The organism is Actinomadura terrae (genome assembly GCF_022751215.1).
Taxonomy (GTDB): Bacteria; Actinomycetota; Actinomycetes; order Streptosporangiales; family Streptosporangiaceae; genus Spirillospora; species Spirillospora terrae.
The window spans coordinates 221,204-245,302 of sequence record NZ_JAICDG010000005.1 but is presented as its reverse complement, the minus strand read 5'-3'; the positions used below and the strand labels follow the sequence as shown (position 1 = coordinate 245,302).

Here is a 24,099-nt window from a genome sequence, read left to right as displayed (position 1 = left end):
GGTTATGTCGAGGCGTGGCCATTCGTGTCATCGTCCAGGTCGTGGGCGATCTGGTCCAGGAGGGCCGGAGGCGCAGACAGGAAGGTGAAATGGCCGCCGTCGAGCAGCACCGTCCGGCAATCCGTCGTCAACCCCTTCCAGCCCCCCATGAGGGACAACGGAATCTCGCGGTCCTCGCTCCAGCCGATCGCGGTGATTCCGCACGGGATGTCCAGCGGCTCCGGCACGACATATCGTTTGTTCGCCTCGACGTCTCGGACCAGCAGGTCCAGACCGAGGTCGATCAGGGCGTCGCTGGGCGTACCGCCCATGTTGGTTATCTGGTCGGCCAGCGCGTCCCGAAGCCCGTCGCGGTCCAGTTCGAGGAGCCGACCGTACGGACCGTCGTGCGGGGCGACCTGCGCGGACACGAACAGGCGCCGCGGCAGCGGTAGCCGGGCCGCGGCGAGCTGGCGGGTCACCTCCACTCCCGGCAGCGCACCACTGCAATGGCCGAAGAATGCGAACGGACGGTCCAGGTACGGCACCAGGAACTCGATCAGCTGCTCCGCGAGGCGCTCGTAGGTCTCGTAGTGCGGCTCCCGGATCCGGGCCTGCCGCCCTGGCGGCTGGACCAGGCAGATCTCGACATCGCCGAGGCGCCGTGGCCAGCGCTCGTACATCGTGGCCCCGGAGCCCGAATACGGGAAGCAGAAGAGGCGCGCGCCGACGTCCGGGTCAGGCTGGCGCAGAAGCCATTTGGGCTTTGTGGTGGACGAAGCTGTCATAGTCGAAAAGCCCCTCTGGTTCGCACTCAACTTGTTTCTATCGTTTGGTCGCGTCGTCCAGCAGCGCACCTGCGATCTCAGCGTGCACGGACGTTGCGCGATCGAATATGGCGAAATGGCCGCCGTCGAGGAGATGCAGGCGGAACCCGGCAACGGTCTGGGACTGCCAAGGCTCCATCAGTTCCTCTCCCGCGACGGGGTCGGTTCGTCCGACGAAGGCGGTGATCGGGATGTTCAGCGGTGCCTCCGGCCGGAACGTGTAGCATTCGCTGACCGCGAGATCGGCGACCAGGATCGGCTGCATCCATCGCAGCACCCGATGATCCGACAGCACCGTTTCCGGGGTGCCCTCCAGCTCACGCAGGAATGCCGCCAGCTCTGTCAACGACAGACCGGCCACCTCATGCCGGTCGGAGGGCAACTGCGGTGCTGGACGGCCGGAAACGAACAGATGCATGGGCAGCGGGCCGCCGGTGCGCCGCAACTCGCGAACCACCTCGTACGCACACAGCGCCCCCGTGCTGTGACCGAGCAAGGCGTACGGCGCGTCCACCGATGCGGTGATCTGCTCGGCAAGCTCTTCGACCAGCGGGGCGACCCGGTTGAACGGAGCCTCGCCGTATCGCCCCTCCCTTCCCGGCGGTTGAACCGGGCAGACGGCGACCCCCTCGGGCATTCCCTGCGCCCATGCCCGGAATGCGGCCGCGCCGGCGCCGGCGTGCGGGAGGGTGAGCAACCGGACCGGTGCCTCCGGCCCCGTTCCGAAGGGAAACCAGGGAAGCTTCGCCATCGTGATCACTCGCCTCCGAGCGCCGCCCGGATGGAGCCTCGCGTGATCGCCAGGCCCTCTTCCAGCTCGTCATCGGTGATGGTCAGCGGCGGCAGCAGCTTCACCACGTCGTTGCGCGCGCCGGAGGTCTCCATGAGCAGATGCCGCTCGAACGCGGCGGACTGCACCTGCTGGGCCAGCGCAGGATCGGCGAATGCGAGGCCGCGCGCCAGACCGCGACCGCGGACGTTCAGCCCGGCCCCGGGATACTCGGCCGCGATGTTCCGCAGGGCCTGGTCGACCCGGTCGCCTCGCGCGCGGGTCGACCGTTCCAGCTTGTCGCCACTCCAATACGCGCGCAGTGCTTCGGCCCCGGTGACAAAGGCCAGATTGAATCCGCGGAAAGTGCCGTTGTGTTCACCGGGCCGCCACACGTCCAGTTCCGGGCTGATCAGCAAGAGCGCCAATGGGCAACCGTAGCCGCTGATTCCCTTGGACAGGCATACCATGTCCGGAGTGAGTCCGGCGTCCTCGAAACTGAAGAACGGCCCGGTCCGTCCGCAGCCCATCTGTATGTCGTCGACGATGAGCAGGACACCGTTCCGCCGGCACGCTTCGGCCAGGGCTCGCAGCCAGGCGATGCGTGCCGTGTTCATGCCGCCTTCTCCTTGAACCGTCTCCACGATCACCGCCGCGAGGTCGGCCAGCTGACCGGTGCCGTCCAGCAGCCGGTCGAAGTCCGGTACCTCGGCGGCCAGCCGATCGGGATCGGGGTCGTACGGCAACGCGACGCTGAACCCCAAGGGAATGCCGGCACTCGCCCGGCGCGACGCGTTGCCTGCTATCGACAGCGCACCGGCAGTCACACCGTGGAATCCCATGTCGAAGTAGCCGACGACTTTGCGGCCGCTCGCCTTGCGGGCCAGTTTCAATGCCGCCTCGACCGCCGTGGCGCCGGCGGGGCCGGGAAAGACGATTTTGTAGTCCAGACCGCGGGGTTCCAGGACCAGGGTGCTGAGCGTGTTCATCAGATCCGCCCGAGCGGTGGTGAACATGTCCAGGCCGTGGGTCACCCCGTCGCGCTCGACGTAGTCGATGAGCGCGCGTTTGAGGCGCGGCTCGTTGTGCCCGTAGTTGAGCGTTCCCGCTCCGGAGAAGAAATCCAGATAGGAGTCGCCCGGCTTCGTGTAGAGCCAACTGCCACGGGCGTGGTCGAACATGGCCGGCCAGATACGACTGTAACTACGTACCTCGGATTCACGAGGTGCAACGACGTTCACTGCTCGTCCTCCGCTATCGGTGGTTCCGTGGATCGGGTGGCGGCCAATCGTTCTGCTCAGGCGATCCCTTCCTTGCGCAGTCCATCGATGATCGTCGCGGCCCGTAGCGACAGCAGACTGAACGACCCGGCGTCGCCGATACCGTGAGTCGACTCGCACAGGCCGTTGAGGAACAGCGGCGGCGTGCCGTCCATCAGCGACCGCAACCGGTAGTCCGGCTCGGTGATCAGGTAACCGTCGGTGTCGAACTGGAACCGGTCGATCACGCCGGCGAGCAGCGCGGGATAGGGCTCCTGGTGAGGACGCGGCCCGAGGTCACGGAATCCGGTCGCCAGCACCACCAGGTCGGCCCGTTCGGTGACCACCTCGTGGGTGTGCACCTCCTCCACCTCCAGCCGCACGCTCGTGCCTTCGTCCTCCACGGCGCGCACCTGGCGGTTGCCGAGGACGAAAACGCGCTGGTCGCCGTCAAGGCGCTGCTCGTAGATCAGCGCGTACAACTCGTGGAGAACATCGGCGTCGATGGAGGAGTAGTTGGTCGGCCGCATGTAGGCGTCGAGCGTGTCCTTGCCCGACCGGTTCGCCCGGTAGTAGTAGTCGGTGAAGCCGGGGAAGAAACCCTCCTCGCTGAACGGGCTGGTGTCCTTGAGTGGCAGCCCGAAACTGCGGACGTAGTCGATGATCCGGGTGTGCGGGAACCGGGCGGCCAGGTCGAGGACGATCTCGACCGCGCTCTGGCTGCCGCCGATTACGGCGATCGTTCGCGGTGGGTCCTGGGCCAATCTCTGGACGGTCGGCAGATACCGGGTGAGGTGCGCGACCCGAGGCGAGTCGATCGTGTCGAACGGGCTGGGCACGAAAGGCGTCCGGCCGGTGCCCAACACCAGAGACCGGCCGTACCGACGAGTGCCGTCCGATCCGGTCACCACATACCCCGGTGCGCCGTCCACGTCGCCGACCGCGATGTCGTTCACCCGTACGCCGAAGCCGACCTGTTCACGGAACTGGTCGGTGGCCCACCGGATATAGTGCGCATATTCCTTGCGCAACGGAAATTCCATGGGCAGGTTCAGGTGCTCGATCAGCCGTCCCTGCTCGAACAGGTAATTGAGGAAGGTGTAGTGACTGCGCGGGTTTCGCAGTGTGACCAGGTCGCGGTTGGGGTGGTTCTGCATATCGGAGCCGTCCAGCAGCATGCCGCCCTGCCAGATGGGATCCGTCTCGGCTTCGAGGAACGCCGCGGTTGTCCGTGGCGTTTCCTCTTGCAGTGCGATTGCCAGCGACAGGTTCGCCGGGCCGAACCCGACTCCGATCACGTCGACACAGTCGGTACTTGTCATTCGGACGTTCCTCCAAGGCCCTATTTGGAAGCGGCGGCGCCCGAGCGCCCTGCCGCTCGGCAGGTTGATAGCTGAAATTCGATGCCGTGGCCACAGGGTGGACCGAGTGTCAACTCCCCATCACTGTGCATCAAGTTGCGCATGTTCGGCCATGCCTCGGATTCCCTTGCTGAAAGTCGCCATGACGGAGGCCAGCGCAAAGACTGATGCGAATACGGCGAAGACTGCCGGACTTTCCATATGTTCGAGCAGGAGGCCGGCCGTCAGCGGTGCCACCGGGTTCATCAACTTCATGAAGAGTCCGAGTGCCGCCACTACTCGTCCGTGCAGGTAATCCGGTGTAATGCGGGTCTGGTGCCCGAAAATGGTGGCCGTCGTGGCCGGGGCGAAGAACACGAGCAGCGGAAGCGGGGCGACGACCCAGTATCCCGACGGGAGAACGACACAGACTGCCGCCATCAGCGCACCCGTCCACGCCAGGAGCATGATGAGCAGGCGCGGAGAGATCAATCTCTGAATCAGGGGAGAGGCTATGGCGCCCAGGATCCCACCCACAGCGATGACAGCCAGCGAGGCACCGATGCCGTAGGCGGGGATCTCGGCGTCATGGAGTACGACAACGACCACGAACATGGTTCCCGTGAACGCCATGTTGAGCAATGGTTCGATGACTAGGACGGCACGGAGAAACGGCTGTCTCCAGACGAATCCAAGACCTGTCAGGAAGGCCGGGATGAGGCCTTCTTGTTGTTTCGGAAAGTGTATTCGCAAGGATCGCTTGATAGCGAAGACCGCGAAGAACGATGTGGTGTACGAGACGGCGTTGAAGACGAAGGGCAAGGCGCGGGCAAGCCCGAAGAGAACACCACCGAGCGCCGGGCCGAGCAACTCGGCGGAGAAGGTCCGAGCCTCGTTGCGTGCGCTCGCGACCGTGATCTGATCCTCGGTGACGATGTGCCGGAGGACCGTGCGTTCGGCGGACACGAACAGGGCGGATCCGCCTGCGTCGATGGCCGCTACTGCAAGGACCAGACCAACTGACACCCAGTTGAGCGCTACCGCGGTCGCCGCGACGATCATCGCCGCGACCCGTACGGCCTCGGTCCACAGCATCAGCTTCCGGCGATCGAGCCGGTCCAGCAGTACTCCCGCCGGGATGCGTACGACGATCTCGACGAACGCGACCGTTCCCGCCACTGCCCCCGCCGCCGCGGCTGATCCGGAGATGGCGAGGATGAGCAGGGGGTAGGCCAGGTAGCTGATCCGTGAGCCGGTTTCGGACAGCGTCTGGCTCAGCCAGAGGCGGACGAAGTCCTGGTTGCGGCCCAGGGGGACCGGGTCGCCGGCGCTGGGCGATCGGGCTTTTTCGATCATTGTCCAATGGTCCTGTGGGGAACAACCAGGGGGTGGATCAGCACGACTGGGCCGAACTCTCTCTCCAGTGCAGAACGACGGGAAGGTTGCGATATCCCTGCACCTGGTTGACGCTCATCCACTGCGGCTCGGCCAGCAGCTCCACACCGTCCAGACTGTTGACGAGCGCATCGAGCAGCGCCGTGAGTTCCGCCCTGGCAAGTGCGGCACCGAGACAGTGGTGCAGTCCGTGGCCGAAGGCCAGGTGACGGTTCGGATGCCGGTCCAGTCGCAGCTCACCCGGGCTGGGGAAGACCGTGGGATCCCGATTCGCAGCGGGCAGCCAGGCCACCACGGCTACACCTTCGTCAATGTCCCGGTCGGCTACGACGGTCCGCTGAGTCGAAACCCGCAGAACGTGCATCGCCGGCGAGACCCATCGCAGGATCTCCTCCACAGCTACGGGAATCAGTGCCGGGTCGGCTCGCAGAGCGGGGAGAATCGCCGGGCTCTGCGCCAGGGCGTGGAAGCAACCCGTCACCGCGTGGCGCGTGGTCTCGTTTCCTCCGATGAGAACGTTGTCGCAGTTGAGTAGTATTTCGCGGACGTTCATGGACTCGTCGGCGAGCAAGGCTGTTACGAGATCAGCGCCGGGGTCATTGCGTCTGCTGACGATGACGTCGACGAAGTAGCTCAGAATTTGGGAATGCGCCTCGGACGGGGACATGTCGGCGAATGCGGGTTCCGTTCCGCCGAAGGCGTGATTGGTCAGGCTCACAATCAGTCCGCGGTCACTCTCCGGAATGCCGAGGAGTTCGCAGACCACGGCGGCGGGCAGGCGGGAGCCGACGTGCGCGGCGATATCCGGCCCTGTCACAGTTGGCCCGTCCGAGGCGGCGCCTGCTCCTCGCGGGGGACCGCCCTCACGCAACTCCCGCAGAATATCCGCCACTTCCTGACGTATGAAGGCGGACAGGTTCTGCGCCGAAGTGCGTGAAAGGAAGGGGGCGATCAAGCGGCGAAGCTGATTGTGTCGCTTGCCTTCGCTGGCGACCAGCATCGTGCCGCCTGCCTTGTCCGGACGGGCTCGGTCGAAACCGATCATCATTCCGTATTCGGAAGTGAAATGAGAATTGGGCGCGAGCAACTCCGAGCAGGCCTGATGAGAGAAGACGGACCAGAAGCCGCCGGGCGAGGTACCGGGCGGGCTCCACACCGCCCTGCCCTCCGCTATCAGTTTTTCCCACATCCGATAGCGTTCCGTCGTTGCGTAGAGGTGGGGGTTGCCCAGGTCGGTAACATCATGAAAGGCCGCGTTCGTCATCAGTGGCTCCTCGCGAACTACAGTCCAGGAGTCAGGCCCCGTCGCTTCAGTTGCGCACGGACCTTTCCTGCATCTGGCGCACCAGGCTTCGGGGGCGAAGATCGGTCCAGTGGGTTTCGACGTAAGTGACACAGACTTCACGGGTGTCCGGCCCGCAGACGGCCGTCCAACCTTCCGGGATCTCCGCGAATTCAGGCCACAGCGAGTGCTGCCCCTCGTCGTTGACGAGAACCAGATAGCTCGCGCTTTCGTCCTCGAACGGGTTGATCACTGTTGACTCCCTCGGGGTTTGACCATTGCGGTGAATCGATCGATAGCCGGCGTCAGAGCTCTGCCCATGACGACGAGGGCCTCCGGCTCGGTCATATCGTCGTGTGTGGCGTCGATAAGGTGAACTTGGGGCGTGACGCTCAAGTGCCGCTGCCACGATCGGGCTACGGCCTCCGGATCGGAGTCAGACTTGGTGGCGATGAACAGCACACTGTCGCCGTGGAAACGGCTTTGCCGCAGCGAAGAAGCCAGCCTCATGTTGTTGGCGATGATTCGTAGAACTCGGGGTATACGGGAGGCGGGGATGGCCGAGAGTCTGCTGTGCGGTTCCGCGAGTACGGTCGCGACGTGGGCGGACGGATCATTGAGAGCGCAGGCCTGAGCGGCACAATCGTGTCCGGCCAGTCGCAGCAAGGCCTGCGCCGCCCATTCTTCGGTGGGGTCTATGCCGTGGTCGCTCACGGCCGGGTCCGCGTCTACGAGGACCAACATCACCTGCTCTTGCTGTTCCTGGAGACGCGCGGCAAGGATCTGAGCCACATTGCCGCCGAACGACCAGCCGAGCAGAACGAAGGGCCCCTGAGGTCGTGTGCGGCGAATCTGTTCAAGGTAGTCGGCCACCATCTCGTCCACGTCGGCCGGCAATACGACCGTCTCGTCGTCGAGGCCCCGGGACTGTAGGCCGTACACCGCCAGCCCAGACGGCAGATGCGGCAGCAAGCCGGCGTAGCTCCAGCTCAAGCCCGCTACAGGGTGGACACAGAACACGGCTGGTCCCTGATCGGCGTGCCGCAACGGCAAAGTACCGGCGAACGCGCTGTTGCGATCCTGCTCGTTGGTCTCGGTCAGCCGGGCGGCGAGCTGCCCCACTGTCGGAGCCTCGAAGATGTCGCGGATACCCACTTCGATCTTGAGCACCCGGTGCAGGTACTCCGTAAGCTGCATGGCAGAGAAGGAGTTTCCCCCTAGGTCGAAGAAGTCGGCGTCGATTTCTACGGAGTCCAGGCCAAGTGCGTCGGCGAACCCCTCGGACAGCACCTGCTCGTTGCGCGTCCGGGGACGCCGTCCCGTTTCCACGGCTCCGTCGGGGGCTGGGAGAGCCTCGCGATCGACCTCCCCGTTGGAGGTCAAGGGGAAGTGGTCGAGGACCGTTATCACCGCCGGGACCAGGTACTCCGGTAGGGCCTCCGCCAACGACCGCCGCACGGCGTCGCCGTTGACAACGGCACCGGGCTCGGCGGTGACGTATCCCAGCAGTCGCTGTGCTCCCACTTCACCGGTGGCGGCCATCACGGCTTGGGCCACACCTTCCACACCGCGCAGCGCCGCCTCGACCTCACCGGGCTCCACCCGGAAGCCGCGGATCTTGATCTGGGCATCGGCGCGGCCGACGAACTCCAGCTCTCCGGCGGCGCTCCACCGCGCCAGATCACCGGTGCGATACATCCGCGCTCCGCCCCCGGCGAAGGGATCGGCCACAAACCGTTCCGCGGTGAGCGCCGCACGCCCCAAGTAACCGCGCGCCACTCCCACACCGGAGACATACAGCTCCCCGACCACACCCTCGGGCACCAACCGCAACGCCGCATCCAGCACATACACCCGTCGACCCGCCAACGGACGACCAATAGGCACCGAGGACCCAGGATCATTCACCGAGATCCGGTGATGGGTGGTGAACGCCATGGCCTCGCCGAGCCCGTAGGCATTGACGAGGGCAACCTCGGGCGCCGCGGCCAGGAAGCTCCGTGCGGCATCCGGCGATACCACGTCTCTTCCGGTCCACAGTTCGACGAGAGTGGCGAAGTCCTGCGGACGCTCGCGAGAGAGCAGGTCGAACATGCCAGCCGCAACCAACAGGCGTGTCACACCGTTCTGCCTTACCAGTTGGGCGAGCTGGAGCAGGTCGACATCGCCGTTCGGCGCCAGTACGACTTCGCCCGCCTGGAGCAGCGGAACCCACATCTCGTACGCCAGCGAGTTCCATGCATGTGGCGAGTACATGAGCGCAGTGGGCTTGTGGTCGATCCAACTCGGGTCTGCTGCCAGTTGAAGCAGGTCGGCGTGTGTGATGCCGACCGGCTTGGCGATTTCCGGGGAATCAGACGGGTAGCTGATACCTAGCAGTTGCTCCGGATGGATCGTCAGGTTTCCGGTGGAGCTGCCGTCGGATATGGGCACCTCGTTTTTATCCACAACGACGACGGTCGTAGCGCCGCGATCCGTGAAAGGTTGAAAGACGTCCTGGCGCGCTGAGGCGCTGTCGGTCAGGATCAACCTTGGCGCGAACTCCTCAAGAACGAGGCGAAGGCGCTCCGAGGGCGTGTCGGGCGGCAGGGACAGGTAGGCGCCACCCGACTTGACCACGGCGAGGAGGGATATGACGTGCTGCGGCGAGCGTTCCTGCAATACCAGGACAGGACTCTCGCTCTGTAGCCGGGCGAAGGCCGGGTGCTTCGCCAGAGCGTCGGCCGAGGTGTTGAGCTCAGCGTAGGTAAGCGCGGTGCCGGCATATCGCACGGCGACGGTGTTCGGCTCGCGCTCGGCGATCAGCCTGATCGCCTCCGCAACGTCGGTGGCCTTCTGCGGTGTCTGAGGCGGGGTTCCCGTGCCAAGCGTTAGCAGGCTCGTTGCCTGCCCCAGTGCCGGCAAGGCCATGCGGGCTACTGGTTCAGAGATCCTGCTGGCGACTTGGGTGAGTACATGCCGAAGAAGGGGCAGTATCTGCTGCGCCAAATCGTCGGCGATCGCCCCATGGCGATAGGTCAGCTGCAATCCGATGTGGGCTCCTGGGAGCACCGTCAGGGCCAACGGATGATCCGTTGCGTCATACCCCTCGATATCAATGAGGTTGAGCGACGGGGATCCGTTGGCGCTGTCGTCGTGTCGCCCCGTGGGATAGCTCTCGTACACGAGGATCGTGTCGAACAATGTCCGATGGCCGGACAGCTCCTGAAGCCGGCTCAAGCTGACGTAAGGGAACTCCATGAGGCGTGCTTGTTCATCCTGCGCGCTCGCGAACACTTCGTCGGCGCGGCGGGCCGGATGGACGTTGACTCGCACCGGCAACGTGTTGATGAAGACACCGACCGTCTCCTCGATGCCAGGCAGCTCGGCGGGCCTGCCGGCCACCGTGGTTCCGAAGACGACATCGTGCACACCGGTGAGATGGCTGAGGACCATGGCCCAGGCGCCTTGGAAGACCGAGTTGAGCGTCAGGCCCGCCGATCTGGCTGTTTGGACGAGCGTGGCCGTCTCGGCTTCCGCGAGCGTTGTTTCCAGACGTTTGGTGGCCTTTTCGCCGGGATGGACTCTGCCGGCTACCAAGGTCGGGCCTGGTAGCTCGGCCAACGCCTGGCGCCATTCGTCGCCGGCGGCCGCGTGGTCCTGTTCGTCCAACCATTCCAGGTAATCTTCGTATGGCCTTGCCGTCGGCAGAGCGCGTTCCCGTTCGCCCGCTTCGTAGAGTGCCAGGAGGTCACGGACCATCAGCTGGGAGGACCAGCCGTCGAAGGTCAGATGGTGGCTGGTGAGGAGCAGCCGATGTTCGTCATCGCCGGTGCGGGCCAGGACGACGCGCAACAGCAGGTCCGTGTCAAGCCGGAAGCGGTGGCTTCGCTCGGCGACGCTGAGAGCGGCGTATTCGGCCTCTCGGTCGGACGCGGGCACCGACCGGAGGTCTCGATCCTGCCATGGCACCGGTCCCGCCGCGGCAATCACCTGTGCCGGTTCGCGAAGCCCGTCTCGGACGAACCGGGCCCGGAGCGTAGGGTGCCGCACCGTCAGTGCCCGAACCGCGGTTCGCATCCGCTCAGGGTCGAGGTCACCTCGAAGACGGACACCGAGTTGCACGGTGTAGACGTCCTCGCCGCGCTCGTCGTACAGGGAGTGGAACAGGAGCCCAGCCTGGAGAGGAGTGAGCGGAAGGACGTTCTCTACCGCCGGGAAGCGCGACTCAATGAGGTCGACCTCTTCTTGGGTGAGGTTCACCAGTGGGAAATCTGAGGGCGTGTGCTTACTGGCAGCCGGTTCGGAGACGTAGCGCGCGATGTCCGCCAACGCCTGCGACCAGTGTGCGGCGAATTCCGCCACCTCGTCTTGGCTGAGCAGCGCGGAGGGCCACGTCCACGTGGTGATGAGTCGCGGACCGTCGGCGGAGTCCAGGGTCACGCAACTGATCTCCAGTGGGTGGGCCAGAGGCTGGTGCGGTCCGAAGTCTCCCTTGAGCATGCCGTTCGCCTCGCCGGCCGGCTGCCAGTCGACATCCGCCGGTTCGGGGAATCGCCCGAGGTAGTTGAAGGCCAGCTGGGGTTGTGCACCCGAGAGCAGAGATTCCTGGCCCGGCCCGGGGAGATATCGCAGGATGCTGTAGCCGATACCGTGGTCCGGGATCTCGCGGAGCTGCTCTTTCATCCGCTTCAATGCGCCGGCCACGCTCGCCCCGCTGGTCGTCGCGGAATCATCCTCGACGAGCGCCGTATCGAGCAGGACGGGATAGAGCGTCGTAAACCATCCCACGGTGCGGGAGAGGTCCGTATCCGGGAAGATGTCCTCTCGGCCGTGCCCCTCGACGTCCACCAGAAGGGAACCGTGTGTACCGCGTTGGGCGAGCCAGCGGCCGGCCGCGAGTGTCAGACCCGCGAGCAGGACATCGTTGATATGCCCGTGGATGAAGTTCGGCGCCTCGCCGAGTACGGCCGCGCTGACCGCTGCGGTTTCCTCCGTGGTGAGGGTTTCGGCTGTGGCGGCGAGGTCGACCGCGGGGTCCAGGGGCCGCCGGCCGATCTTGGGTTGGGGCGCCGCCGTGAGCGCCTGCCAGTAGTCCGCTTCAGCTGCTCTTTCCTGGTCGCCTGCCTCATCTTGCAGCTGGCGAGCCCATTGGCGCAGTGATGTGCCGACCGTCGGCAACTCGGCTTTCTGGCCGGCATCGATGGCTTTGTGCGCTGCTTGAAAATCCTGCAACAGGATTCGCCAGGACACGCCGTCGATCGCCAGGTGGTGTATGACCAGCAGGAGCCTGCCGGGCTGTCGCCCGCGGTCGAACCATACCGCTTGCAGCATGACCCCGGCCTCGGGCTCGAGGCGGGCACGCGCCGCGGAGAAGGCCGAATCAAAGGTGGCGGACTGGGCGCGCGACGTTTGGTGCCCTGTATCGATATGAACGAGGCAACCTACGGCCTCGATATTGCCTGGTTCTTGGACTAGCAGGCTCCAGGTCTCGTCCGTGCCGTTTCGGACGACCTGGAGCCGCAGAGCGTCATGGTGGTCTATCACGGCTTGTAGCACGCCGGTGAGAGTCGTCCGGGATACTCCGGAGGGGACCTGAACCACAATGGATTGATAGAACTCTCGCAAGTCGTTGGTGCGTTCTGCGAGCCAATTCATGATCGGTGTCCGTGGAACAGCACCGATGTTGTCCGCTCCCGCGTCTGTCGTCGTGGCCTTCACAGGACGGGCGACTGCGGCCAAGCGAACAACCGTCCGGTGCCGGAAGATGTCTCGCGGCTTGATCTCGAGGCCGGCCTGTCGCACGAACGAGATCAGGTTGATGGACAGGATGCTGTCCCCGCCGAGAGCGAAGAAGTCGGCGTCGATTCCCACCGACTCCAGGCCGAGCGCGTCGGCGAACCCCTCGCACAGCACCCGCTCGTTGCGCGTCCGGGGACGCCGTCCCGTTTCCACGGCTCCGTCCGGGGCTGGGAGAGCCTCGCGATCGACCTTCCCGTTGGAGGTCAACGGGAAGCGGTCGAGCACCGTTATCACCGCCGGGACCAGATACTCCGGCAGCACCTCCGACAACGACCGCCGCACGGCGTCGCCGTTGACAACGGCACCGGGCTCGGCCGTGACGTATCCCAGCAGCCGCCGAGCCGCCACCTCACCGCTGGCCACCACCACGGCCTGGGCCACACCTTCCACACCGCGCAGCGCCGCCTCGACCTCACCGGGCTCCACCCGGAAACCGCGGATCTTCACCTGGGAGTCCGCACGGCCGACGAACTCCAGTTCCCCGGCGGCGCCCCATCGCACCAGATCACCGGTGCGATACATCCGCGCTCCGCCCCCGGCGAACGGATCGGCCACAAACCGTTCCGCGGTGAGCGCCGCACGCCCCACATAACCCCGCGCCACCCCTACACCGGAGACGTACAGCTCCCCGACCACACCCTCCGGCACCGACCGCAACGTCGCATCCAGCACATACACACGCCGCCCCACCAATGGACGACCGATCGGCACCTCCGCTGAATCGAGCGGGTCGCTCATCGTGGCGCATACCGTTGTCTCGGTAGGGCCGTAGGCGTTGATGAAACGACGGCCTGGGCCCCACTGCGCGGCCAAGTGGGCTGGGCATTCCTCGCCCGCCACGACGATCGTCGTGCCGGGCAGGTCCTCGGGCACCATCGTCAGCAGCGCCGAAGGGGGCAGGGTGACGTGTGTGACGGCGAACTGCTCGACCATGCGGACGAGTTCGTCGCCGGGGAGGACGCGCTCGCCGTTGGAGCAGACAAGCGCGGCTCCGGACAGCAGGGTCGACCAGACTTCGGAGACCGAGGCATCGAAGCTCAGCGAGGCGAATTGCAGCACACGGGCATCCGCACCGAGACCGAAGCGGGCGGCCTGTTCCCGTACCAGCGTTTCGATCCCCGCATGCGATACGGCTACGCCCTTGGGAACTCCGCTCGACCCGGACGTGTAGACGACATACGCCAAGTTGTCCGGCGAGAGATTCAGGGCTTCAGTGGGCAGCGCTGTGCGATCGACTTTGCGTTCAGCACCCTCCACATCTGGTGAGAACGTGAGCACAGGCAAGGGGTTGGCCAGTTCCACGCCCAGGGCGGCGTCATCGCCGAGGAGGAGTTGGGGCGCCGAGCTGTCAAGAATGAACTTGAGGCGGTCCGGCGGGTAGGTGTGGTCGATCGCGAGGTAGCCCCCTCCGGCCCGCGTCACGGCGATCATGGCAATGATGCTGTGCACAGGGTTGCGCACTTTGATCGCGACGAGACTGTCGGGTCCGATGCCGCGCTCCACCAAACCGGCGGAAATACGCCCTGAAATGCGGTCGAGCTCGGCAAAAGTCAACTGGCCCTCGGGGCCTATGAGCGCCGGAGCGTCAGGTTGGGAGCCGACGACGAGGGCGAACAGTTCGGGAATGGTGCGCTGGGCGTAGAGGTCATCTCCGTATCCGAGCTGCACGAGGGACTGCCGAGCCTCAGGAGCGGGGGACATGGTCGATCGACTCCAATCATCCGACTCAGGAATGGCGCATCGGGGCGGCACTTCCCGCCGTGGACTCTAACGTCGCGGTTTACGTTGAGAGGTTTGGTCATCTGGCACGACAAGAAGCCGACACCCCGAAGAGTTTCACCTCTCTTGGAGTCGAACCGGCCTGTGGAAAAGCGCGGTCCCGCGAACCTGCGGCCGCCCTGATCAGGTACCGGAGTTCTCTGGGGCCGCCAGCCACGTCCGTGGCGCTTCGGCATCCGCCTGCGGTGCGTGCTTGTCGACCAGTTCGGCCAGCCCGGCGACCGTCGCGCTGAGGAAGAACTCCTCGGCGGGCACGTCCGCGTTGAACACCTCGCGGACGTGGGCGAGCAGATCCATGGCGACCAGCGAGTTGCCGCCGAGTTCGAAGAAGTCGTCGTGGACGCCGATGTCCTGCACCGCGAGCACGTCCGTCAGCAGGTCGGTCAGCAGCGCTTCCAGGGGCGTGCGCGGCGCCTCGAAACTCGCTTCCACGTCTCGGGGAAGCTGCACGAGTTCCGGCAGGGACTTCCGGTCGATCTTGTTTCCGAGGGTCTCGGGAAGCGCGTCCATCTCAATGATCGCCGCCGGGTGCATGTATCTCGGCAGCTTGTGGTGCAGCGCGACGCGCAGCTTCGGCACGAGCCGCTCCGTCCCGCTGACCGGCACCACGAAAGCGACCAGGATCTTGCGGCCGGGAGTGAGGCCCTCCCGCGCGACCACGACCGCCTCGTTCACCTCGGGCTGCCCGGCCAGGACGGCCTGGATCTCCCCGAGCTCGATGCGGTACCCGTCCACCTTGACCTGGTCATCGAGCCTGCCGCGGAACTCGAGCACACCTCCCTCGACACGCCGGACGAGATCGCCGATGGCGTACATCCGCTCACCGGGCACGAACGGGTCGGCCACGAACCGCTCGGCGGTCAGCGCCGGGCGCCCCACGTAACCGCGAGCCAGTCCGCTCCCACTGGTGTAGAGCAGGCCCCACTCGCCATCGGGCACCGGTCGCAGTTCTTCGTCCAGGACGTAGAGGCGGGTATCGGTGACCGCTCGTCCAATCGGGACGGTGTCGCCGACCTCCTTCGACACCACGTGGCACGAGGTGAAGCAGGTGTCCTCGGTGGGGCCGTACCCGTTGACCACCAGCAGATCCGGGTAGGTGCGATGGAGCCGGTTGATGAGGACGGGTGACAAAGCCTCGCCCCCACCGAGGAACTGCCGCAGTCCGCCCAGCCGGTCCAGATGGCCGTCCACCATTCGGTGGAGCAGGCCGGTGGTCATCCACAGGGTGGTGACCCGCTCCTCTTCGAGGCAATCCGCCAGCTCGTGCAGCGCCGGTGTGCCAGGACGGTAGATGACCAAGCGGGCCCCGTTGAGCAGGGCGCCCCAGATCTCGAAGGCCGAAGGGTCGAACCGCAAGGAGCACAGTTGTAGGAATGTCTCGTTCTCGGTCAGCGAGGCGTAGTCGCCGTCCTGGACCAGGCGCACGACTCCCCGATGCCGCACGGCCACACCCTTGGGCTTGCCGGTGGACCCGGATGTGTAGCAGATATAGGCGAGGTTGTCCGGATTAATGGGACCCTCGACCAATTCGGCACCGGGCGAAGTCATCGGTTCGTGATCGAGATTAACCACCGTCGCGTCGACGTCGGGAATCCGATCGACCAGGGCATCGTGGGTCAGGACGACACGGCAGCCGGCCTGCTCCAGCATGTAGCGGAACCGGTCGGGAGGCTCGTTCTGGTGCAGCGGTACGTAGGCGCCGCCGGCCTTGAGGATGCCGACCAGGGCGATCACCATTTCGAACGATCGCTCGAAGAACACCCCGACCGCGGCTTCCGTGCGGACGCCAAGGTCGCGCAGGTGACGAGCGAGCAGCTCGGCGCGGCGGTCGAGTTCCAGGTAGGTCAAGTCCTGCCCGTCGAAGCGCAGGGCGACCGCGTCCGGCCTGCGGCGCACCTGCTCGTCGAACAGGTCGGTGATGGTGGCGTCCCGCCAATTCGGACTTGGATCCTGCTTCGCATCCCCGTCACTATGCTGCACCGCAGTTCCGCCCCTTCGGTCGTTCGGCCCCGCGCTAGGTGTGCAGGGCCACACGCAAGCGACTGAATTTGATCATTATGTCCCCTCACTGCTTTGTCAATAGATCTTCAAAACGTCAACGTTGTTCAACGCCCCCGCCGGTGGGCGGACCTAGGCAACTGCCTGCCCGATACCCATCCTCGAACGTTATCGAGGTATCCGGAATTTATTCTTCGGCCTCCGGGCGTTGCGGTCGAGACCGAAAGTACGCGCAAATTCCGGACGGCATCATCGGTAGAATTGTGTGTCCGAGAACCGGATCAATGGGATTTCCTGCCCGGATCCGATGCCGTAGCCGACGTCTCCGCCGGCCCAGACCGCGTCGGCCAGCGGCTCGGCGACGGCGGCGAGGTGACCTCGATCGAGGAGTGCGCCCGGAGCAGGGGTGCCGAACACCGAGCCGACACGGGCAGAGCGAGCGGCGGGCGCACCAGGGCGTTCTCGTGTTTGCCCTGGTCAGGACGGGTGGGTCGCGTGGGACTCGAACCCACAACCTACGGATTAAAAGTCCGGAGCTCTGCCAATTGAGCTAGCGACCCTCGTTGCAAGCGTACCGAGATCGGGGACGGGTTCGCGACGGGGTTAGGGGGTGGGGGTCAGGTGAGGCGGACGGGGAGGTGCTTCAGGCCGTTCTGGAAGTTGGACGCCAGGCGGACGGGGGTGCCGGTGCGTTCGACGGGGTGGGGGAGGAGGGCGCGGAAGAGGGCGCGCATCTGGGTTCGGGCCAGGTGGGCGCCCAGGCAGAAGTGGGGGCCGAAGCCGAAGCTGACATGGTCGTTGGGGGTGCGGGTGATGTCGAAGCGGTCGGGGTCGGGGAAGGCGGTTTCGTCGCGGTTGGCGGACGCGTGGTAGACGACGACCTTCTGGCCTGCGGAGATGCGGCGGCCGGAGAGGGTGAGGTCGGTGGTGGCGGTGCGGCGGAAGTCCATGACCGGGGGCCAGTAGCGCAGCATCTCCTCGACGGCGGACGGGAGGAGGGACGGGTCGGCGCGCAGCCGGGCCAGTTCGGCGGGGTGGTCGAGGAGGGTGAGCAGGCCGCCGGGGATGCCGTTGCGGAGGGTCTCGTTTCCGGCCACGGCGAAGAGGAAGAACATGTTCTCGAACTCGTGGTCGGTGAGGCCGCCTTCGAGCATCCGGTACATGATGTCGTCGGTCGGGTGCTTCTTCTTGACGGCGGCCAGGGCGTGGGCGTAGGCGAACATGTCGGCGAGGGCGGCGTGGGAGCGGGGGTTGATCGGACGGCCGTCCGGGTGGGTGGTTGTGGTGGGTTTGTGGCGCATTGCTTCGTGGGCCATCGGGCTCATGGGGGTGGTGGTGGAGAGGTCGGCGTATTCGTCGTCCTGGTAGCCGATGACGCGGGACGCCCAGTCGTAGAGGAGGCGGCGGTCGGACTCGGGGACGCCCATGATGTGCGCGAGCGTCCAGACGGGGAGGTCGGCGGCGAGTTCGACGAAGTCGGTGTCGTGGCCGAGCGCGGAAGTGATGAGTGTGTTCGCGCGGGTTTCGATCGTCTCCTCCAGCGCGCGGACGGCGCGGGGGGTGAACGCGGCGGCGACGATGCGGCGGAGGCGGGAGTGGGACGGGGGGTCCTGGTTGAGCATCATCGCGCGGACGAAGTCGAGGTCCTCGGGTGTGTCGGGGTCGCGGATCTGGGTGGCGCCGAGGTGGGAGGAGAAGAGGTCGGGGGAGCGCAGGACGTGTTTCACGTCGGCATGGGAGAAGACCGCCCAGTAGCCGGGACCGGGGGGCCAGGGGCCGACGGCGGGTTCCGGTACCCAGGCGACGGGGGATTCGGCGCGCAGTTTCCGGAAGGCGGCGTAGGGGACCCCGGCGGCGTAGGTCGAGGGCAGGAAGATCTCCTCGTGCATGCCTTCAGAGTGCATCATGGCGGTGTGACGTTGCAGCCCGTGGACGGCGACAAGATCCTGCGTGAGAACTTCGCGCCCTGGGTGCTCGACCTGGGGCTCGTCGTGGAGGAGGTGGGGGACGGGTCGGCGGTGCTGCGGCTGCCGTGGTCGGAGCGGCTCGCCCGGGAGGGCGGTGCGCTGTCGGGGCAGGCGATGATGGCGGCGGCGGACACCGGGGTCGTGGTGGCGGTCGCGGGGGCCAAAGGTGGATATGTGCCGATGACGACCGTCCAGCTCAACACGTCGTTCCAGCGGCCCGTGGTGGGACGGGACGTGCTGGTCGCGGTGCGGCTGACCAAGCTCGGCAGGACGCTCGCGTTCGCCGATGTGACGTTGAGTTCGGACGGGGACCCGGCCGTGGTCGCGCACGCCAGTGCCGTCTACGCGATTATGGGCTGATGCGTATCGAACGAGTGCGTGTCGCGGACGGTGAGTTCGACCTGCACGTGTGGACGCCGGAGAAGCCGGGGCCGGGAATTCTGCTGGTCCAGGAGATCTTCGGGGTCGGCGAGTACATGGAGGCCGTCGCGGCGGATCTCGTCGCGCTGGGATATGTGGTGGCGGCGCCCGACATGTTCTGGCGGATCGAGCCGGGATGGTCCGTCCGGCATGAGGAGAAGGTGCTGCCGGACGCGATGTCGATGGTCTCGCGTTTCGACTGGGAGAAGGGGCCGGAGGACCTGGAAGCTGCGCTCGGGCACCTGCGGGGGCTGACGGAGGTGTCGGGACCGGTGGGCGTGCTCGGGTTCTGTTTCGGCGGCACGCTGGCCTATCTGCTGGCCGCGCGGGCGAATGTCGATGCCGTGGTGTCGTTCTACGGGTCCGGGGTGCCGGGTGCGCTGGCGGAGATCAAGCGCATTGACGCGCCCGCGCAGTTCCATTTCGGTGGTTCCGACCCTTACATCTCGCGCGAGGACGTGGCGGCCGTCGAGCGCGCGGTGGCTGGGCGGGAGGACTTGGAGATCCACGTCCAGGAGGACGGCGGGCACGCGTTCCACAACCGCAAGGCGCCCATGTTCTACCAGCCCGAACCCGCGGAGCGGGCGTGGCGGCTCGCGGAGGAGTTCCTCGCCCGGACGCTCAAGAGTGGGCGGGCTCAAGCGTGAGCTGCGACAGTTCCTTGCGGGAGGAAATGCCGAGCTTGGGATATGCCTTGTAAAGGTGGTATTCGACCGTCCGCGGGCTGAGGAACAGCTGTGCGGCGATGTCGCGGCTGCTGGTGCCCTCCGCTGCGAGGCGGACGACCTGGAGTTCCTGCGGCGTGAGGCGGTCGAAAAGGTCCGGGGCCGTCGGAATGGACGCGGCGCCCGGCACACCGGTCGCCCGCAGTTCGGCGCGGGCGCGGTCGAGCCAGGGGGACGCCTGGAGGCGTTCGAAGATTTCCACGGCCGAGCGGAGCGGGGGACGGGCGTCCGAGCGGCGGCGGGCGCGGCGTAGCCATTCCCCATAGAGAAGTTCCGTGCGGGCCCTCTCGAACGGCCGTGTCGCCTGCTCGTGCAGGTGGAGGGCTTGTGTGTAGTGCTCCTCCGTGTCGTCCAAAAGGGCCTCGCAACGGGACGCCACGGCGAGCGCCCAGGGCTGTCCTCCCGAATGCGCCCAGGCACGGAAACGGTCGAAAGCGGGGCGCGCGCGGTCGGGATCGCCGGAGCGGACCGCCGCCTCCACCAGGTCCGCGGACGACACCATGACGGCCGCGCTGTATCGGCGTGGGCCCTGCGCGGCCGCTTCCAGGTGGCGCAGCGCGTCGTCGTGGCGTCCGAGACCGAGGTGGAGGAGGCCCAGCAATCCGGAGTCATCGGACAACTCGGCCAGCCGCGCCTCGTCGCCCTCGATCGCCGGAATCCGCGCCAGGACGGCGCGCAGCCGCCCCTCGCGGCCCGCCAGGCCGATGTCGCGGGCGAGCGCGATCGCCTCCGCGACCGTGGACTCCGCGTCGGTGTGCAGGCCCGCCGCGATCCCGGCCTGCGCCTGCGCCCGCAGGACGTCGGGCAGCGCGCCGATCAGGCCGTGCCCGCGGGAGAACGCCGCCTCGGCCGCGGTGAGGTCGAGCGCCGCCGCGTCGGCGCCGACGATGAGCGCGAGCCGCGCGGCCTGGAGCCGTCCGGCCGGCTGGGCGGTGTCGGCCTCGGCCACCAGCGCCGCCAGGACGGGGAGCCCGCGCTCGTAGTCACCCTCGACCAGGTGGGCGAGGCCCTGGACGGTCCGGTCGGCGGGGAGGAGGCGGGCGGCGCGCAGGACGGCGGGGGCCTCGCCGGACGTCCACGCGTAGGTCGCGCCGGTCCGCAGCATCTCGGCGCGGTCGTCCGGGGCCGCGTGCGCGGCGTGCTCGACCATCATCCGCGCGGCGGTCGCCGGGTCGCCGCGCTCGAACTCGACGGTCGCGCGGACGCGGCCGAGGCGCGCGTGCTCGGCGGGGTCGGCGGTGAACCGCTCGGCGTCCGTCGCGAGGGCCTGCGCGTCGTCGGGTTGCCCCGCCTGGAGGGTCAGTTCCGCCGCCGACCTTAACCGGACGGCCCGCGCATGCCGAGTGGGCGTCAGTTCCGCCGCCTGCCGGTAGAGAGCCGCGGCAGTGGCGTAACCGCATCGGGCCCGCGCGCGCTCCGCCGCCTGCTGGAGTTCGGTGGCGACGTCCTCGTCCGGTGCCAGGGCGGCCGAGGCGCGGTGCCGTGCGCGGCAGTCCAGGTCGTCCGCCACATCCGCGAGGGCCTGGTGGACGGCGAGCCGCTGCGCCACGACCGCCCCGTGGTAGGACGCGGCGCGGATGAGGGGATGGCGGAACACGATCCTCCGTCCGTCCGCCTCCACGAGACGGGCGCGCTCCGCCTCCTCCAGGTCGGCCAGGCCGACGCCCAGCACGCGGGCCGCCGCGAGCTGGCTCGGCATGTGCCCGCGTCCCTCGGCAGCCGCGATCAGCAGCATCAGCCGGGTCCGCTCCGGCAGCCCGCCGATCTGGTCGCGGAACGCGGCGATGACCCGGTCGGTGACCGGCAGGGGCCGCGCGCCGTCCGGCACCGGGAACCGCACGGCGCCGAACTCCAGCAGCGCGAGCGGGTTGCCCTCCGACTCCCGGACGATCCGCGCGCGCGTCAGCGGCGGCAGCCGCCGCGTCGAGAGCAGTCGCTCGGCGGCGTCGCGGTCGAGACGGTTCAGGCGCAATTCGGGCAGGCCCGTCCCGCCGAACGCCTCGTCCCGCGCGGCGAACAGCATGACGACGCCCTCGGCCGCGAGCCGCCGCGCCGCGAACAGCAGCGCCCCGGCGGTCTCGACGTCGAACCAGTGCGCGTCGTCCAGCAAACAAAGCACGGGGCCGTTCCGGGGGGCGTGGGGGGACGTCCCCCCACCGGGCACAGAGCCGCCCGCTTCGGCCATGTCGGCGAGCAGGGTCAGGAGGGCCAGGCCGGTGGTGAAGCGGTCGCGGGAAGCGGGGTCGCCCGGGGGCTCGCCGGAGCCGTCGAGCGCCGCGCGCAGCGCCCTCGCCTGCGGCCCGGGCAGCGCGTCGACGCGGTCGCGGACGGGCCACAGGAGCTGGTTGAGCCCGGCGAACGCGATGCCCGACTCCGCCTCGGTCCCGGCCACCCGCAGGACGCGGGGGACGCCGTACGCCGCGTCCTCCAGCCGCTCCGCCGCGTCCTCCAGCAGCGCGGACTTGCCGATCCCGGCCTCGCCGCGCAGGACGAGCGCGCCGCTGCGCCGCCCGCCCCCGCCTCCCGTCCCGGCGCCGTTCCTGCCGTCGCACGCCTCGGAGATCAGCGAGGCGATGCGCGCCTGTTCGGTCTTCCGCCCGTAGAGCACGCATCCAAACTACGGGCCCGACTACCGAAACCGTACGGATTCGCCCGCGTCCCCGCCGTCCCTACCTTCAGGCCATCGGAAACGCAATGTGGAGGACGTCATGGAGGAATTGTTCGAGCCGGTCTCGATCGGGAGCCTGGAGCTGCCCAACCGGCTGGTGATGGCGCCGATGACGCGGAGCCGGGCCGTCGAGGACGGCAAGGTGACCGGGCTGATCGCCGAGTACTACGCGCAGCGCGCCGGCGCCGGGCTGATCATCACCGAGGCCACGCAGCCGAGCGTCCTCGGGCAGGGCTACATCTGGACGCCGGGCCTGCACACGGGCGACCAGGTGGTGGCGTGGCGGGACGTCACCGACGCGGTGCACGCCGCGGGCGGCCGGATCTTCGCGCAGATTATGCACGGGGGCCGCGTGGGGCACCCCTACCTCTATCCGGACGGCGCGCTGCCGCTGGCCCCGTCGCCGATCGCCAGCGGCGAGCAGCTGTTCACCCCGTACGGGATGCTCGACCACCCCGAGCCCCGCGAGATGTCGGTGGAGGACATCGCCCAGGCCGTCCAGGAGTTCGCGGACGCGGCGCGCAACGCCGTCGACGCCGGTTTCGACGGGGTGGAACTGCACGGCGCGAACGGCTACCTGATCCACCAGTTCCTCGCCGACGGCAGCAACACGCGCACGGACTCCTACGGCGGCGCGGTGGAGAACCGCATCAGGTTCGGCGTGGAGGTCGCGCGGGCGGTCGCCGGCGCGATCGGGGCGGAGCGCCTGGGCTTCCGGATCTCTCCCGGGAACAACGCCAACGGCGTCAGCGAGAGCGACACCGTCGAGCTCTACACCGCCCTGGTGACCGCCCTGGCGCCGCTCGACCTGGCCTACCTGCACATCATGGAGGTCGGAGACCGGAGCACGACGCGCAAGCTCCGCGCCGCCTGGCCGGGCGCGCTGATCCTCAACGCGCACCCGACGCCCGAGTCCTTCCCGTCCAGGCCCGAGTACGGCGTGGAGGCGCTGCGCGAAGGGGTGGCCGACGCGGTCGCGTTCGGAGAGATGTGGCTCGCCAACCCGGACCTGCCCGCGCGCATCAAGGCCGGAGGGCCCTACAACGCGGCCGACGAGGAGTCCTTCTACGGCGGCGACCACCGCGGTTACACCGACTACCCGGCGCTGACCTCCTGACCCGTGGACGCGGCGGAGCCCCGCACCGGAACGGTGCGGGGCCCGCGCAGCAGCAACCTGCGCAGCGCACAAGACAGACCGAGGGCATGGATGGACCCCGGAAAGTCCTCAGGGGTGCGGCCCGGATCAGTAGCCGGGACGGACGGCGCCGTGGAAGTTGCGCTTGTAGTAGCCGGCCAGCTTGACCTTCTTGACCCGCTGGCCCGAGCTGGGCGCGTGGATCATGTATCCCTTGCCGACGTAGATGCCCATGTGGGACCTGCCGCCGTAGAAGAAGAGCAGGTCGCCCTTGACGGCGCCCTTCCACGAGACCTTGTACTTGACCGCGCGGTAGATCTGCTGCGTGGTGCGGGGCAGCTTCACCCCCGCCTTGCGCCAGGCGCCTCCCGCCAGCCCGGAGCAGTCCCACGAGCGGGGACCGGTGCCGCCGTAGCGGTACGGGTCGCCGATCTGCTGGTAAGCGTATTTGACGGCCTTGTCGGCGCGCTTCTTCTGCCGGGCCTTCCGCGAGGCGGAGACCCGGGCGGCCGCGACGCTCGCGGCGGCGGCCGTCCGTGCCGACGTGGTGGTCGACGCCGTCCGCGCGTTCGCGGCCTCCGCCGGTGCCGCCACCAGCAGCGACGCGCCGAGCGCGGTCGCCGTGGTGAGGACGAGGCCGCCGGTGAGCGACCCGCGGGTGATGCCGTTCTTCAGAGGGATTCGGGGGGTATGCAGGATGACTCCAGATTTCGCGGACCATGCCTACCGGGCAGCCGTCACCTCCGGCGGTGCTACCGCTGGGGGATCTCGGGAT

General features: G+C 67.5%; 15 protein-coding genes and 1 tRNA gene. 3 read left to right on the top strand and 13 right to left on the bottom strand.

Translation table 11 applies throughout. From position 1 onward, the window contains the following. Positions 1-2 precede the first annotated feature (2 nt). The 11 genes from K2F47_RS30125 to K2F47_RS30075 all read right to left on the bottom strand — a co-directional run bounded on the left by K2F47_RS30125 (position 3) and on the right by K2F47_RS30075 (position 18,316). Entirely contained in the window at positions 3-767 is a 765-nt protein-coding gene (locus K2F47_RS30125) for a thioesterase II family protein (RefSeq protein WP_242909169.1), read from the bottom strand. A gap of 37 nt (positions 768-804) precedes the next feature. Next, positions 805-1,557: a thioesterase II family protein gene (locus K2F47_RS30120; protein ID WP_242909714.1), complete on the bottom strand. Its 753-nt coding sequence runs from the start codon at positions 1,555-1,557 to the stop codon at positions 805-807. A gap of 5 nt (positions 1,558-1,562) precedes the next feature. Next, a complete protein-coding gene (locus K2F47_RS30115; protein ID WP_308198485.1) occupies positions 1,563-2,816 on the bottom strand; it encodes an aspartate aminotransferase family protein in 1,254 nt (417 codons plus the stop codon). Positions 2,817-2,872: 56 nt separating this feature from the next. Further along, positions 2,873-4,156 carry a lysine N(6)-hydroxylase/L-ornithine N(5)-oxygenase family protein gene (locus tag K2F47_RS30110; RefSeq protein ID WP_242909167.1) on the bottom strand — a complete coding sequence of 428 codons (1,284 nt, stop codon included), beginning with the start codon at positions 4,154-4,156 and terminating at the stop codon, positions 2,873-2,875. 120 nt (positions 4,157-4,276) lie between these two features. Continuing rightward, a complete protein-coding gene (locus tag K2F47_RS30105; protein ID WP_242909165.1) occupies positions 4,277-5,530 on the bottom strand; it encodes an MFS transporter in 1,254 nt (417 codons plus the stop codon). A gap of 37 nt (positions 5,531-5,567) precedes the next feature. Beyond that, complete coding sequence (locus K2F47_RS30100) at positions 5,568-6,833, bottom strand: cytochrome P450 (protein ID WP_242909164.1); 1,266 nt, start codon at positions 6,831-6,833, stop codon at positions 5,568-5,570. A 46-nt stretch (positions 6,834-6,879) separates the two neighbouring features. After that, positions 6,880-7,104, bottom strand: a complete 225-nt coding sequence (locus K2F47_RS30095; RefSeq protein ID WP_242909163.1) for an MbtH family protein — start codon at positions 7,102-7,104, stop codon at positions 6,880-6,882. Then, entirely contained in the window at positions 7,101-14,300 is a 7,200-nt protein-coding gene (locus tag K2F47_RS30090; protein ID WP_242909162.1) for a non-ribosomal peptide synthetase, read from the bottom strand. The genes K2F47_RS30095 and K2F47_RS30090 overlap by 4 nt, the downstream gene beginning before the upstream one ends. A gap of 234 nt (positions 14,301-14,534) precedes the next feature. After that, positions 14,535-16,445 carry a non-ribosomal peptide synthetase gene (locus K2F47_RS30085; protein WP_242909161.1) on the bottom strand — a complete coding sequence of 637 codons (1,911 nt, stop codon included), beginning with the start codon at positions 16,443-16,445 and terminating at the stop codon, positions 14,535-14,537. A 451-nt stretch (positions 16,446-16,896) separates the two neighbouring features. Beyond that, a tRNA-Lys gene (locus K2F47_RS30080) sits at positions 16,897-16,969 on the bottom strand. A gap of 57 nt (positions 16,970-17,026) precedes the next feature. Then, the gene (locus K2F47_RS30075) at positions 17,027-18,316 is read right to left on the bottom strand and encodes a cytochrome P450 (protein ID WP_242909160.1); all 1,290 of its coding nucleotides are present in this window, start codon (positions 18,314-18,316) and stop codon (positions 17,027-17,029) included. Between the two features lie 6 nt (positions 18,317-18,322). Here K2F47_RS30075 and K2F47_RS30070 point away from each other — a divergent pair, with 6 nt between their 5' ends. Beyond that, positions 18,323-18,736, top strand: a complete 414-nt coding sequence (locus K2F47_RS30070) for a PaaI family thioesterase (protein WP_242909159.1) — start codon at positions 18,323-18,325, stop codon at positions 18,734-18,736. Continuing rightward, complete coding sequence (locus tag K2F47_RS30065; protein ID WP_242909158.1) at positions 18,736-19,443, top strand: dienelactone hydrolase family protein; 708 nt, start codon at positions 18,736-18,738, stop codon at positions 19,441-19,443. The genes K2F47_RS30070 and K2F47_RS30065 overlap by 1 nt, the downstream gene beginning before the upstream one ends. Here the strand turns inward: K2F47_RS30065 and K2F47_RS41560 are convergent. Then, the gene (locus K2F47_RS41560) at positions 19,418-22,129 is read right to left on the bottom strand and encodes a helix-turn-helix transcriptional regulator (protein ID WP_242909157.1); all 2,712 of its coding nucleotides are present in this window, start codon (positions 22,127-22,129) and stop codon (positions 19,418-19,420) included. The two genes, K2F47_RS30065 and K2F47_RS41560, sit on opposite strands and share 26 nt — an antisense overlap. A 100-nt stretch (positions 22,130-22,229) precedes the next feature. On the opposite strand from K2F47_RS41560, the gene K2F47_RS30055 reads away from it, so the two are divergent. Further along, a complete protein-coding gene (locus K2F47_RS30055) occupies positions 22,230-23,306 on the top strand; it encodes an alkene reductase (RefSeq protein ID WP_242909156.1) in 1,077 nt (358 codons plus the stop codon). Between the two features lie 126 nt (positions 23,307-23,432). Here the strand turns inward: K2F47_RS30055 and K2F47_RS30050 are convergent, their stop codons facing one another. Next, complete coding sequence (locus K2F47_RS30050) at positions 23,433-23,918, bottom strand: C40 family peptidase (protein ID WP_242909155.1); 486 nt, start codon at positions 23,916-23,918, stop codon at positions 23,433-23,435. Positions 23,919-24,099 lie beyond the last annotated feature (181 nt).